Raw genomic sequence first — 14634 nt, 5'->3', positions numbered from 1 at the left:
ATTATATCCTGATATTTTTTTATCATCTATTTTTAGTTTGCAGTAAGCTTATTAGCATGTAAATGTACGAAAGAAAAGAAAATGACGAAATGTTTTGTTATTTTTGTCTGAATTGAATCGTAATAAATGGAAAAGTCGTCGCAAAGCCTTAATATATGGAAGATTCTTCTGCCTACTTTTATTGGGGTAGGGGTTATTCTGTATATGTTTGGCAAGGAGTTTAATATTGAAGACTTGAAGCAGATATCGATCACAGGGCATACTGTCTTTTGGATTTTTATCGCTTTTTGTTTCATGTTGGGTAGAGATATCGGTTTCACTATTCGTTACCGCTATCTTACTGAGAAGCAACTGTCTTGGAAACAGTGTTTAAAGGTGACCTTCTTAGCAGAATTTGGTACAGCTATAACCCCGTCGTCTGTCGGTGGGTCGAGTATGGCTGTAATCTTCTTATCTAAAGAAAACATTCCCGTAGGTAAAAGTACTGCTATGGTATTTGTTACCTTATTGTTAGACGAACTATTTTTCGTAGTCACCTTTCCTATTTTATTGCTATTTATTCCTGTTAGCGAATTATTTGGTGATGCCTCGACTGTAGGAACCAGCGTATTTATCTTTTTCATTGTGGCCTATATAATGAAAGCCCTATTGTGCACATTATTGATAATCGGTCTTTTCTTTAAGCCGCAGGTTATACGGTGGCTTATTATAAAAATATTCAGATTACCGTTTTTAAATCGCTGGCATCGAAGTGCTGTTAAGGCAGGAGACGATTTGATAATCAGTTCGCGCGAGATACGAGGAAAGACGCTATCTTATTGGTTCCCTTTGGTCGTAGCTACAATCCTCTCATGGTGCTCCCGGTATCTGGTGGTGAATGCGCTGTTTATTGCTTTCTTTCCGGTATACGATAACCTGTTGATTTTTGCCCGGCAGTTTGTAATGTGGGTATTGATGATGATAAGCCCTACTCCCGGAGCGAGTGGAATTAGCGAAGTCGTTTTCAAACAGTATTTAGGTGAGTTTATACCATTTGTTGGTGTTGTGCCTATAATTGCTTTGCTGTGGCGATTGCTCACCTATTACAATTATTTATTTGTGGGAGCTATAATTGTTCCCCGATGGGCAAAAAAAGCTTTTAGCAAGAAGAAAGAAGAATAAATAAAAAAGTGCAAGTATATGAAAAAGCAATTAAATATTTTATATCTATTCTGTTTTGTTCTCCTGTTGGGGACACCGTCATGTGCGTATGCAGTTCAGCCTACTGAATCTATTGCTTTTGTCGATACGGTAGAAGTATATAGTAACAAAATGGGACGGAGTATAAAGAACGTAGTAATACTCCCGGATGGTTATGATAAAACTAAGGATGTAAAATATCCTGTGCTATATCTTTTGCATGGTCATGGCGGTCGTTACGATACATGGGTGAATGGTACAAAGAAAACACTTCCGCAGGATGCAACCAAGTGGGGGATGATTGTTGTTTGTCCTGACGGACAGAACAGTTGGTATTGGGATAGCCCTATAAATCCTAAGTTGCAATTTGAAACGTATTTAAGTAAGGAGTTAGTTGATTACATTGACAAACAATATAATACTTTGGCTACGCCAAAAGGTCGGGCGATCACTGGATTCAGTATGGGAGGACATGGCGGTTTATGGCTGGGTATCAATCATCCCGATGTATTTGGTGCTTGTGGTTCGATGAGTGGTGGTGTCGATATCCGTCCTTTTCCAAATAATTGGGAGATGAGTAAATCACTGGGTACATATAAGCAAAATCCTAAAGTTTGGGATGAGCATACAGTAATTACACAGTTGGATAAAATAAAACCCGGTGCATTGGCTATCATTTTTGATTGCGGGAAGGATGATTTTTTTTATGATGTAAACGAAAAATTACATAAAGAAATGCTTTCTAGAAATATTCTTCATGACTATATTGTTCGTCCCGGAGATCATAGCCATGGATATTGGAATAATGCAATAGATTATCAAATGCAGTTTTTTAGTAAGTTTTTCTTGAAAAAATGATTACTTTTGAAATTAACCAATTGTGAAATTGATGAAAAATGTTATTGTAGTAGATAGGCAGGATATTACACGCATAGGCATAGAGTCATTACTGCGTGATTCGAAAAATGCATCATCTGTTATTAAGGCTGATGATAAAAAGGAGTTGATAAAACTATTATCGTCTCAGCCCGATTCTGTGGTTATTTTGGATTATTCTCTTTCCGATTTTGTAAGTGTAGATGATCTCTTAAATGTGAGTTCCCGATTTGCAGATAGCCGGTGGCTTCTGTTTTCTGACGAATTGAGTGGCGAATTCTTGAGGCGATTGCTATTTAGCTGTGAGGCTTTTAGTGTTGTACTTAAGTCTTGCGATCTGGACGAAATAAACGCAGGGTTGGTTCATCTACTTCGAAACGAACGTTTTATTTGCGGAAGAGTTACCAATCAATTATTGTCTGCACAAAAGCCTAATGTCGAAAAAAATGATCATACGCTAACTGCCACAGAAAAGGAAATATTAAAAGAGATAGCTTTGGGAAAGACAACTAAAGAGATCGCTGCTACCCGAAACCTCAGTTTTCATACAATTATAACTCACCGTAAGAATATATTTCGCAAACTAGAAGTTAACAATGTGCACGAAGCTACTAAGTACGCAATGCGTGCAGGTATAATAGATGTTGCAGAGTATTATATTTAATCGAAGCTGATATAGTCTTTCAGCCGATTAATATCGTTTTCCGTAAACTCTTCAAGTAAAGTAAGCCGATTGATCGATTCAATATTGCCTTTTCTATCGCGTATATCTAAAATAACCTTGGCTTGTTTGTAGCTAATATACGGATGCTTATTTAACTGCCCGAAGTCAGCTTTATTGATCGCTATCTGATTGGGCTTTCCTTGTAATACTATATATGGTGTGATCTTATCAAACAGATCGTCATCTACTCCCCATACTTCCTTTAGCTGATTAATAGAAGCGTAACCCCCTAATAAATTTCGATATTTTACAATACGGTTGGCAAAACCAGTGCCTATTCCCGGTATTTTCTTTAGATCCGTAGTATCGGCTTTATTAAGCTCGATTGTTTCTCCACTGTTTAGTTTTTCTTGACGGGCATATTCGGGATAGGACTGAGTGTAGGTTTTATCCAGGCCTATCTGATCTTTTTCTGCCTCTATAGTTTTTAATTTGGATTGGAATGTATCGAATTCAGTTATATAGTCTTCATTCAAGGCTGGTATATTTTTATCTTTTACCAGCTTTGTAATGATAAATCCTCCTCCGCATAAAACGATAAGGAATAATAATAAAATGATGGCATTTCTATCCTGTTTCTGAAAATATAAGTAGTCTTTCCAGCTCATGTATCAGTTTTGTATTTTGGTTTAAAGTTAAAAATTAAACTGTAAATAAAGAAGGGCGGCTCAATTAATGAACCGCCCTTCCTGTTATTTTATAGATCTAATTACAATCCTTTTTCGCTCAGATATCTTTCAGCTTCGATAGCTGCCTGGCAACCGGTACCCGCAGCAGTAATAGCCTGACGATATAGAGAGTCTGCAACGTCACCTGCAGCAAATACACCTTCTACACATGTTGTCGGTCTTCCCGGTTCAGTTATAATGTAGCCAACTGAATCAAGATTTAATTGTCCTTTGAAAATTTCGGTGTTAGGTGTATGACCAATAGCTAGGAAGAAACCATCAACAGCTATGTCGAATTTTTCTTCATTAGCTTCACCCATATGTCTTACTACATGTACGCCTTCTACTCCGTTTTCTCCGAATAAGCCAACAGCATTACATTCAAAAAGAACTTCTATCTTTTCGTTTGCCATTACTCTGTCTTGCATTACTTTAGATGCACGAAGGAATGATTTACGCACAATCAGGAAAACTTTGCTCGCCAATCCGGCCAAGTAGATTGCTTCTTCGCAGGCAGTATCTCCACCACCTACAACAGCTACTACTTTTTTGCGATAGAAGAATCCGTCGCAGGTAGCACATGCAGATACACCCATTCCGGCATATTTGGCTTCATCGGGTAGACCAAGATATTTGGCACTAGCTCCTGTTGAAATGATAACTGTATCGGCTTCTATTACCTTTTCACCATCAATGGTTACTTTTTTAGGATAGCAATTGAAATCGACAGATGTTGCAATACCATTACGGATATCTGCACCAAATCGTGTCGCTTGTTTTTTTAGGTCTTCCATTAGTTCCGGACCGGTTATACCTTCCGGGTAGCCGGGAAAATTTTCAACCTCTGTAGTTGTAGTTAATTGTCCGCCCGGTTGAATTCCTTCATACAGTATCGGAGCAAGGTTTGCTCTGGATGCGTATATTGCAGCGGTATATCCCGCAGGTCCCGAACCAATAATTAAACAGCGTACTTTTTCGTTCATAATGTTGTTGGTTTATATGTTTTGTTTATAATTATCACAAAGATATAGAATTTATTTATGAATAAAAAATTTATCCATTTCATATTTTTTATGGATTAATAAACAAAATCTATCTTATCTCAAATCTACGATTTCGGCTCTTGGATAGTCTTTCTTATCGAAAGAGAACATTGTGTCGGCTAGATTTACGCCGGTCTGATAATTTTTGATAGACAAAATATTTTGCATACCTGACTTATCGATGATCGTTATTTTTGAGAATATACTAGTTGCTTTATCTATCTGAACGATTATTTTAGTTACATCGCTACCTTTCTTTGTAGGAGTCATCTCTACTTCCAGCACGCTTTTAGCATTTACTTTCTTCTCACCTTTATATACGAGATTAAATCCCGTCTTGTATATATTAAATAGTGCCGATGGGCTGATGCCTTGTAGCTCATCGCCCGAAGGATTACTAATGTTTACCTCTTCGGTATCTTTTACATACACCCATTGGGTTTTCCCATCGAACCAAGTGATGCCATCGGGTATCTCTATTTTAAATTTATTACCTTTCATATACGCTTTGCCATCGTAGCTATATGTTGCACTGGCTTTTGCATCTTTCGTATCGAAAGTGAAATTGGCAGTAACTCCTCCCGCTTTGTTATATGCGTCGGATGCTTTGTCGAGTATTGCACGGGCATCTTGTGCGCTCATATTGTTTATTGAAGCAGCAAATAGGAAGAGTAGGAGTAATTTGAATTTCATATTTTGTAAGTTTTTATTCTATATTGATCGATTTACAGTCGAAAGGTTTAAAACAAACCTTGCATATATATTGTTTTATTCCGATTCTTATTGAAAAGAATTTAGTTTTTGTTCTAAACTATATTCGTCACTGATTAAAACATCACGGGCTTTACTCCCTTGTGTTGGTCCGACAATTCCGGCAGCTTCGAGTTGATCCATCAATCTTCCTGCACGATTATATCCTATCGAGAATTTTCGTTGTATTAGCGATGTCGAACCTTGTTGATGCACAACAATCAAACGGGCGGCTTCGTCAAATAGCGAGTCGCGATCGTTCAGGTCGACTCCTCCTATTTTGTCCTCACTCGATTCACCTACATATTCAGGCAGATCGAAAGCTGTTGGATAACCATGCTGATCGCCAATGTATCGGGCGATATCTTCTACCTCAGGCGTATCTACGAATGCACATTGGATGCGTACAAGATCGCTCCCTTGCGAGAAAAGTAAGTCTCCACGACCGATCAACTGGTTTGCTCCCGACATGTCGAGGATTGTGCGCGAATCTATTTGCGATGTCACACGGAATGCCATACGGGCAGGGAAATTGGCTTTAATAGTACCGGTGATGATATTTGTGGTCGGACGCTGTGTCGCAATAACCATATGGATACCTACGGCACGGGCTTTTTGCGCAATACGGGCGATAGGCATTTCTATCTCTTTGCCGGCAGTCATTATCAGGTCTCCAAACTCATCTATGATAACCACTATATAAGGCAGGAACTTATGTCCTTTCAGTGGATTAAGACGGCGTTTCTTAAACTTCTCGTTGTATTCTTTTATATTGCGGACACCTGCATTCATCAATAGCTCATAACGGTCGTCCATCTCTCTGGTTAACGAATTGAGCGTTTGTGTCACTTTCGTTACATCTGTTATAATAGCTTTTTCCGAATCGGGTAGTTTTGCCAGATAATGTTTTTCTATTCTCGAATAGATATTAAATTCCACCATCTTTGGGTCTACAAGTACCATCTTCATTTCGGCAGGATGCTTTTTGTAGAGCAATGATGTAATAATTGCGTTCAGTCCGACGGATTTTCCTTGTCCTGTTGCTCCTGCAACAAGCAGATGGGGCATCTTACAGAGGTCGAACATGAAAATTTCATTTGTGATGGTTTTCCCTAATGCAACAGGAAGATCGTATGTGCACTCTTGGAATTTTTTTGATCCTATAACCGTTTGCATCGATACTATTTGTGGATCCTTGTTCGGCACTTCTATTCCGATAGTGCCTTTACCCGGCATAGGAGCAATAATACGAATACCAAGAGCCGATAAACTAAGAGCGATATCGTCTTCCAGATTTCTGATTTTAGATATACGCACTCCTGCTTTTGGTACTATTTCATATAATGTGATGGTTGGTCCTACGGTCGCTTTTATCGAAGTGATCTCAATACCGTAATTTTGCAAGGTTGTAATAATCTTGCTCTTGTTGGCATTTTGTTCTTCCATGTCTACACCCTTGCTTCCATTGTCATAGACTCTCAGTAAGTCGCTCGATGGAAATGCGAAATGTGAAAGATCGAGTGTCGGATCATAATCCTCAAGTTCTTCACCTTCGGGAATCGAATCTTCCAAATCATCATTTTTTGCTATCGAAGTTATTGGTCTGCTAGGTTTGATAGGAACAAATTCCTCGTCTTTAGGAACTATGATCTCAAAGTCTTTATCAGCCTGCAATACAACCGGGGCTTCGAAAGGTATATTGCTCACCAGAGCAGCTTCATCGGGGATTAATTCTTCTTTCTCTTCAGCTAATACATTAGTACTTCTCTTTCTTACGAAAGGAAGCCAGCTAAACCACTTTTTTTTCTCTTTTTCGGTTTCGGGTTCTTCCTCTTCTTCGTACTCCTCTTCCGGTTCAGGCTCATACGAATCATCGGTTTTACTTTTCAGCGGATTGCGGAATAAGCCACGATAAAATTCTACGGATGTCTTCTTCGTGATAACAAGGAAAATAATCAATAAAAGAAGAATCGCCATCATCACTCCGGGAATACCGATTGTATTTTCTAACAACTGTTCTATGTATTGCCCATGTGCTCCACCCCAAACTATATGGCTGTCGCCGAGAAAACGCGAAAGGATAAATGAACTTGTGATTGAACCCCATATAAGAGCAAAAGTAGATAGTATAAATGCTTTGACAAGGGAAATGCGAATCACTCTCATCCATTGAAGTCCTACAATGATAAGGAATACGGCAATTAGAAGAGAAAATATTCCGAACCACTCGTTAATGAGTCTTTGCGAAATAAATGCTCCGGCAACACCCGTCCAGTTGCTTATCTCTTGTTTTTCGCTAATAAGAGAAAAGAACGATCGATTGACTACCTTGCTTTGGTCGGCAGCTCCGGTAACAAAGAATGAAATTTGCCCCAGAAAAATGAATGCTCCGATAAATGTCGAGCATACGCCAAATAAGAAACGAGAACGCTCTTTTCTTATAAATTCGATAAACGAAGTTGCTTTATTTTGAGTTTTCTTTTTCTGAATAGGTTTTTTTGCCATATAGTGCTTGTGTACTCTTTTTATTCTAACTGATAATAAGCACAAATATAACTCTTTTTCACGAAGGTATATCTATGCGGTTTTTATCTTTTGAGATATTTAATGTTAATTGATTGGAGAGGTGTTTTGATGTTTATCTATTAGATATAGGAATCGGGTTAAATTCTGAAATAAATGTAAAAAATACTGCATGGCGGTCACATGTGGCTTAATGATCATAGAAAAGTAACAGTCGAAAACTAAGTGAAAAGTGTCACCTTTGTTACTTTTTAACATTATAGCTCTGAAATAAATATAAAAAAGAATCTTCGACGCATAGTTGCCATAGCTCACGCTTTGTATTATTAACAAGTAGGTGAAATAAATGTAAAAAGAGAATTGGGATTAAACCTTTTTTTGTTTTGGGAGTCACATGTAACAAAATAAGCTAATAATACTCAGAAATAATAAAATGAAAAGAATTCTCACTCTGTCCTTTCTATTGAGCCTTTTGATCTCCCTATCGGCGCAAGGACAAGCTACCACTAATATAACAGGCGCGGTTTTCGATGATGCAACAAGGGAAGGTATTGAATTAGCCGGTATTCGTGTCCTTGCCCAAAAGGATAGTACTTATGTGACAGGTACAGCTACGGATAGTGAAGGTAAATTTAGTGTCGCTGTAAAACCTGCACGATATATATTGCAAGTTTCTTTTTTAGGATACAACGATCAGTATATCAACGTAAATACACGGGAAAAGACCTCCGTTGGGAATATTTATCTGAAAGAAAATAGTATTATGCTCAGCGAAGCTGTTGTTACGGCTAAGGCTGTTGAAATGCAGGTAAAAGGTGATACACTCGAATATAATGCCGACTCGTATAAGGTGCAAGAGAGTGCAGTAGTAGAAGATCTATTGAAAAAAATGCCCGGTGTAGAAGTCAGTGCAGAAGGAAAGATTACAGTCAATGGAAAAGAAGTAAAGAAAATATTGGTAGATGGTAAAGAATTTTTTAGTGACGACCCTAAAGTTGCATCTAAAAACTTACCTGCCCAAATGGTTGATAAGCTACAAGTCGTAGATCGTAAATCCGATATGAGCCAGATGACTGGTTTTGATGATGGTGATGAAGAAACGGTTATTAATCTGACTGTCAAGCCCGGGATGAAACAGGGTTTATTTGGTAGTGCCTTTGCCGGTATAGGTAATGAAGACCGCTATGAAGCTAACGGTATGGTTAACTACATGAGAAATAAGACTCAAATGACGGCTCTCGGTGGAGTGAATAATACAAATAATGCAGGATTTTCCGATTTTGCATCTGATGCATTTAGCGGAAACAGGCCTCGTGGATTGAATTTTGGTGGTAATAATGGGGTTACCAAGTCAATTAATGGGGGATTTAACTTTGCTACAGAACATTCGGACAAATTAAAATGGAACGGCGATGTCCGTTACGGTTCAACAGATAATGATGTGTCATCAGTAAGTAAAACCCGATATACAGGTCGAAACCAGATTTCTACTTCGGACAGATGGGCAAATAATAAGAGTGACAATTTTGGGGCAAATCTAAGATTTGAATGGACGCCCGACTCATTGACTAAAATTATATTCAGACCGAGTATTCAGTATAATGCGAATAGACTTTTTCAGGAAACGGATGAAGAAATACTTTTAGATGACGACGCATTGTTAGGGTCTAATACCAGTACTTCTTTTAATTCCGATGGAAAAGGAACTACTCTTAGTAGCCGACTCGAAATAAGCCGGAAACTAAACGATAATGGTCGTGTATTAAGTTTCAGTTTTTCGGGAGGCTTAAGCGATTCTAATAGTGACGGATTTAATTACTTCCATCGGACTTATGGAGATACTGCGAAATCGGATTCTATTTTAGATCAACGATTTGCTCAAGATGATCAAGGCTACAATTGGCGTGCCTTTATGTCGTATGTAGAACCTTTGTCTAGTAAATTAAGCAAGACTAAGTATTTCTTACAATTGACATATAATATCCGTAATAATCATACCGAAACAGATAGAAATGCATTTAACAGAGATGAATTTGGTGAGTATAATGTTCTCGATGATGAATATACACGGAATGTAAGGAACGACTTCATCAATCAGAACGTGTCGTTAAATTTCAAATCGGTTGCTCAAAAATACAACTACACATTCGGTCTCGGCCTAGAGCCATCCAGTTCTAAAACAGATATAAAGGAACCCGGACAGGATAAATTAAATGTGCCTCGTAAGCACTTCCTAAGTTTTGCACCTAATGCCCAATTTAATTACTTGTGGAGTAAAAGGCATAATCTGAGAATCGATTATAACGGTTCTACATCTCAACCGTCGACTCTTCAATTATATAATGGTATTATTTCAAACGACGGTATAAACACTACGGTCGGTAATCCGAAGTTGAGCCCCAGCTTCCAGAACAGGCTTAATATTCGTTTTCAAAAGTTCAATCCTGAGAAAGCATCAGTAATGATGTTGTTCAGCCGATTTACTTATACAATGGATGATATTGTGACTATCTCGACTTGGAATGGAAATAATGGTCGTGATATAACTTATCAGAATATTGATGGCAATATGAGCGGTAATCTTCGTTTTATATATAATACCCCATTAAGGAATAAAAAATTTTCGATCAATACGATGACCTTTGGAGGTTACGAACTTCAAAATACTTACATTGATGGCGGTCGAAACAGAGCAAATATACTCAACTTGCAGGAAAGCCTCGGGTTGCAATTCCGTTCCGATAAATTCGATTTTACCGTTCGTGGTAATCTTGCATTTAACAGTACGAAAAATACATCTTCTACCGATAACGATCAACAGGTATATAACTATGGTGGATACGGTAGCTTTACGTATTACCTGCCATTTGATTTTACGCTGGATAGCGATATGCAATATTCCTCAAATGCAGGTTTTGCAGAAGGGTTTCATCTTGAAGAATGGTTGTGGAATGCATCTTTAGCTAAACAAATATTCAAGGCTAAAAACGGTACTATCCGCTTTAAGATGTACGATATTTTAGATAAGAGAGCTAATATAACACGTAACACGAATGCCACATATATAGAAGATATTACTACAAGCACTATTCAGCCTTATTTCATGGTGAATTTTGTCTATAAGTTCCAGATATTTAAAGGTGGAGCAAAAAGCTCTGATATGACGGGCGGCAGAAGGCGTGATGGCTTTGATGGCCCCGGTCCTGGTGGTAGAGGTCCCGGTGGTGGAGGGTAAACAAATCTCATTAAAATGATGCACCCCCCCCGATCAGCTGCGTACTTTTATTATAATAAATTGCATGCTACTATGAAAAGGACACTATTCTCATTCCTTGCTATTAGTATTCTATTGTCTTCCCGATGCTAAAAGTTTGAGTTAGTCGTTTATGATTCTATATTGGGTGATGATAAAGTATCAAAACAAAAACGGAGATTCTAAACTAGAATCTCCGTTTTATATTATCGAAGTAATATTATTTTACTTTAGTTACGATAGCTTTGAAAGCTTCAGGGTGGTTCATTGCAAGGTCTGCAAGAACTTTACGGTTGATTTCGATACCATTCTTGTGAAGGGCACCCATCAAGCGAGAGTAAGACATTCCTTCAAGACGTGCAGCTGCATTGATACGTTGTATCCATAGTGCACGGAAATTGCGTTTTTTAGCGCGACGGTCACGGAATGCATAAGTTAGACCTTTTTCCCAAGTATTCTTGGCAACTGTCCAAACATTTTTTCTTGCTCCGTAATAACCTCTTGTTAGTTTAAGAACTTTTTTTCTGCGGTTGCGTGAAGCAACATGATTGACTGATCTTGGCATAATTTTCGATGTTTTGAATGTTAGCGGTTCTTCTATAGAGAACTCTTTGTTGCATACATCCGGTTAATAAATCTTTTTAAAACTTGCTTTTAAACAAAAGACAATTATTTCATTCCCAATAATTGCTTAACGCTTTTTTCGTCTACCTTACTTACTGTTCCAGTGTGAGTTAGATTTCTTTTTTGTTTTTTTGTTTTCTTAGTCAAAATATGACTTTTGAAAGCATGTTTTCTTTTGATTTTTCCTGATCCGGTAAGGGCAAACCTCTTTTTGGCACCGGAATTAGTCTTCTTTTTAGGCATCTCTGTTAATTAATTAAGTTATTTAAACACGAATCACAATTTATAGTAATTGCTTATTCTTCAATTTTTGGTTCTTCGCTTTCTTTAGCCTCACCAGCGCTAGCCTCCTTAACTTCGCCATGTTCTTTTGTAGGTTTAGCTACAGGCGCTTTTATTTGCTGTTTCTTAGGCGAAAGCATCATTATCATTTTCTTTCCTTCAAGTGCCGGTAGTTGATCTACCTTAGCGTAATCCTCCAGTTCGGTAGCAAAGCGAAGTAGTAAAACTTCTCCTTGTTCTTTGAAAAGGATCGAGCGACCTTTGAAAAACACATAAGCTTTTACCTTAGAGCCTTCTTCCAGAAAGCTTTTAGCATGCTTAAGTTTGAAGTTAAAATCATGATCATCGGTCTGAGGTCCGAAACGAATCTCCTTAAGTACTACTTTTACCGATTTAGCTTTAGCTTCTTTCTGTTTCTTCTTTTGTTGATAAAGGAATTTTTGATAATCCATTATCTTACATACAGGTGGCTCGGCATTTGGGGAGATTTCAACTAAATCAAGTTCTAGAGCGTCAGCCATACGTAATGCTTCGTGCGTTGAATAAACACCTTGTTCTACGTTCTCACCAACTAAACGAACTTCTCTGGCACGAATATTTCCATTGATTTTATGTAAATCTTCTTTGCGTGTATTAAATCTGTTGTTTCTCATTCAAAAGCTTTTGGAATCTTCTTTATATGTAATTTTTAATAATTGATTATCTCTAACCTAGAATAACGAATACTTAGGCTTCTTTTTCCCACGCATTCATCATTTTATCAACTTCTTCAGTCAATTGGGCAGCAAAGTTAGTAAATTTCATTGAACCTGTATCACCTTCGCCCTGTTTTCTTACCGAAACTTCTTCACTTTCTGCTTCTTTCTCCCCTACAATGAGCAAATAAGGTATTCTTTTCAACTCATTATCGCGGATTTTTCTTCCAATTTTCTCGTTTCGGTCATCTACCTGAACACGAATATCATTTTGCTTCAAATATTTTGCTACACGATATGCGTAGTCGTTGAACTTGTCGCTGATAGGTAAAATAACTACCTGATCGGGTGTTAGCCACAATGGGAATTTACCCGCAGTATGTTCGATCAATACTGCAATAAAGCGTTCCATAGAGCCGAATGGCGCACGGTGAATCATAACTGGACGGTGTTTTTGGTTATCAGCACCGGTGTATTCCAATCCGAAACGCTCAGGCAGATTGTAGTCTACTTGAATTGTTCCTAATTGCCAACGACGACCTAAAGCATCTTTTACCATGAAGTCGAGTTTCGGACCGTAGAAAGCAGCTTCGCCAAGTTCTACGCGCGCCGGAAGACCTTTTTCTTCGCAGGCTTCGATGATAGCACGTTCTGCTTTTTCCCAATTTTCGTCGCTACCGATATATTTTTCTTTATTCTCAGGATCTCTTAGAGAGATTTGAGCTTCAAAATTTTCAAAATCAAGAGCTTTGAAGATAATGAATATAATGTCCATTACTTTCAAGAACTCGTTCTTTAGTTGATCGGGAGTACAGAAGATGTGTGCATCATCCTGAGTAAATCCGCGTACTCGTGTCAATCCGTGTAGCTCTCCACTTTGTTCGTAACGATATACAGTTCCAAACTCCGCCAGACGCAAAGGAAGGTCTTTATACGAACGAGGTATAACTTTATATATCTCACAATGGTGAGGGCAGTTCATCGGTTTTAGTAAGAATTCTTCACCTTCTTCCGGTGTATGGATAGGTTGGAAAGAATCTTTTCCGTATTTCTCATAATGTCCCGAGATAACATACAATTGTTTGTTACCTATATGAGGTGTCATTACTTGTTCATAGTCGAATCTCTTTTGAATTTTCTTTAAAAAATCCTCAAGTTTCAAACGTAATTGTGTTCCGCGAGGTAACCACAAAGGAAGTCCCTGTCCCACATTTTGAGAGAATGCAAACAATTCGAGTTCTTTACCGATCTTACGGTGATCACGTTTTTTTGCTTCTTCGAGTAGTACAAGATATTCGTCCAACATCTTCTTTTTAGGGAATGTTATTCCGTAAAGGCGTGTAAGCTGCTTACGCTTCTCATCACCACGCCAATATGCTCCGGCGGCACTAAGCACTTTTATTGCTTTGATGTACGAAGTATTTGGAAGGTGAGGTCCACGGCAAAGGTCGGTAAATACACCTTGTGTGTATGTGGTGATCGTTCCATCTTCAAGATCGTTGATAAGCTCGACTTTGTATCCTTCATCCCTGTCGCCAAACATTTTCAAAGCATCGCTTTTAGTAATGTCTTTACGCTTGATTTCTTCTTTATTAGAAACCAGTTCAGCCATTTTCGCTTCGATTGCAGGAAAATCAGCATCTTTTACTGGTGTATCTCCAAAGTCTATATCGTAATAGAATCCGTTTTCGATTGCCGGGCCTATACCGAATTTTGCATGAGGGTATAGTATTTGTATAGCTTCAGCCATTAGATGGGCTGATGAATGCCAAAATGCGTGCTTACCATCTTCGTCTTCCCATTTCAGTAATTCGATCGTGGCATCTTCATTAATTGGTCTTGTTAAGTCCCATACTTGTCCGTTTACTTTTGCTGCAAGAACGTCTTGAGCCAGACGAGAACTGATGCTTTCTGCTATTTGCATCGAAGTGGTTCCTTGTTGGAACTCACGTACTGAATTATCAGGAAATGTTATCTTAATCATGTTAATTGTTTTTGACTTTACAACTAGTCTATT

General features: G+C 38.2%; 12 protein-coding genes. 4 read left to right on the top strand and 8 right to left on the bottom strand.

Features of this window, described 5'->3' with window-relative positions:
• Nucleotides 1-126: 126 nt before the first annotated feature.
• Genes G7Y57_RS04350 through G7Y57_RS04340 form a run of 3 tightly spaced genes read left to right on the top strand, consistent with a single transcriptional unit; the run spans nucleotide 127 to nucleotide 2719 of the window.
• Nucleotides 127-1161, top strand: coding sequence for a YbhN family protein (locus G7Y57_RS04350; RefSeq protein ID WP_165020976.1), 1035 nt, complete (start codon nucleotides 127-129; stop codon nucleotides 1159-1161).
• Between the two features lie 18 nt (nucleotides 1162-1179).
• Nucleotides 1180-2037 (top strand): alpha/beta hydrolase, encoded by an 858-nt coding sequence (locus G7Y57_RS04345; protein WP_165020975.1) that lies wholly within the window; start codon nucleotides 1180-1182, stop codon nucleotides 2035-2037.
• Between the two features lie 31 nt (nucleotides 2038-2068).
• Entirely contained in the window at nucleotides 2069-2719 is a 651-nt protein-coding gene (locus G7Y57_RS04340; RefSeq protein WP_165020974.1) for a response regulator transcription factor, read from the top strand.
• Here the strand turns inward: G7Y57_RS04340 and G7Y57_RS04335 are convergent.
• The 4 genes from G7Y57_RS04335 to G7Y57_RS04320 form a co-directional block, all read right to left on the bottom strand.
• Nucleotides 2716-3387, bottom strand: coding sequence for a helix-hairpin-helix domain-containing protein (locus tag G7Y57_RS04335; RefSeq protein ID WP_165020973.1), 672 nt, complete (start codon nucleotides 3385-3387; stop codon nucleotides 2716-2718). The two genes, G7Y57_RS04340 and G7Y57_RS04335, sit on opposite strands and share 4 nt — an antisense overlap.
• 101 nt (nucleotides 3388-3488) lie before the next feature.
• Nucleotides 3489-4430 (bottom strand): thioredoxin-disulfide reductase, encoded by a 942-nt coding sequence (trxB, locus tag G7Y57_RS04330; RefSeq protein ID WP_165020972.1) that lies wholly within the window; start codon nucleotides 4428-4430, stop codon nucleotides 3489-3491.
• 114 nt (nucleotides 4431-4544) lie between these two features.
• Complete coding sequence (locus tag G7Y57_RS04325) at nucleotides 4545-5183, bottom strand: LolA family protein (protein ID WP_165020971.1); 639 nt, start codon at nucleotides 5181-5183, stop codon at nucleotides 4545-4547.
• Nucleotides 5184-5270: 87 nt separating this feature from the next.
• Nucleotides 5271-7745 carry an FtsK/SpoIIIE family DNA translocase gene (locus G7Y57_RS04320; RefSeq protein WP_165020970.1) on the bottom strand — a complete coding sequence of 825 codons (2475 nt, stop codon included), beginning with the start codon at nucleotides 7743-7745 and terminating at the stop codon, nucleotides 5271-5273.
• A gap of 451 nt (nucleotides 7746-8196) precedes the next feature.
• On the opposite strand from G7Y57_RS04320, the gene G7Y57_RS04315 reads away from it, so the two are divergent.
• Complete coding sequence (locus tag G7Y57_RS04315; protein ID WP_165020969.1) at nucleotides 8197-10998, top strand: outer membrane beta-barrel protein; 2802 nt, start codon at nucleotides 8197-8199, stop codon at nucleotides 10996-10998.
• Nucleotides 10999-11236: 238 nt separating this feature from the next.
• Here the strand turns inward: G7Y57_RS04315 and rplT are convergent, their stop codons facing one another.
• From rplT to thrS, 4 genes are all read right to left on the bottom strand, one after another.
• A complete protein-coding gene (rplT, locus tag G7Y57_RS04310; RefSeq protein WP_165020968.1) occupies nucleotides 11237-11581 on the bottom strand; it encodes a 50S ribosomal protein L20 in 345 nt (114 codons plus the stop codon).
• A gap of 104 nt (nucleotides 11582-11685) precedes the next feature.
• Complete coding sequence (gene rpmI / locus G7Y57_RS04305) at nucleotides 11686-11883, bottom strand: 50S ribosomal protein L35 (RefSeq protein WP_165020967.1); 198 nt, start codon at nucleotides 11881-11883, stop codon at nucleotides 11686-11688.
• Nucleotides 11884-11936: 53 nt separating this feature from the next.
• Nucleotides 11937-12575: a translation initiation factor IF-3 gene (gene infC / locus G7Y57_RS04300; RefSeq protein ID WP_165020966.1), complete on the bottom strand. Its 639-nt coding sequence runs from the start codon at nucleotides 12573-12575 to the stop codon at nucleotides 11937-11939.
• A 73-nt stretch (nucleotides 12576-12648) separates the two neighbouring features.
• On the bottom strand, nucleotides 12649-14601 hold the full coding sequence (thrS, locus tag G7Y57_RS04295) for a threonine--tRNA ligase (protein ID WP_165020965.1): 1953 nt from the start codon (nucleotides 14599-14601) through the stop codon (nucleotides 12649-12651).
• Nucleotides 14602-14634: the final 33 nt, after the last annotated feature.

It is taken from the genome of Dysgonomonas sp. ZJ279, from assembly GCF_011039205.1.
Classification (GTDB): domain Bacteria; phylum Bacteroidota; class Bacteroidia; order Bacteroidales; family Dysgonomonadaceae; genus Dysgonomonas.
Note: the sequence above shows the minus strand (reverse complement) of the source record. Positions and strands in the feature narration are given on the sequence as shown.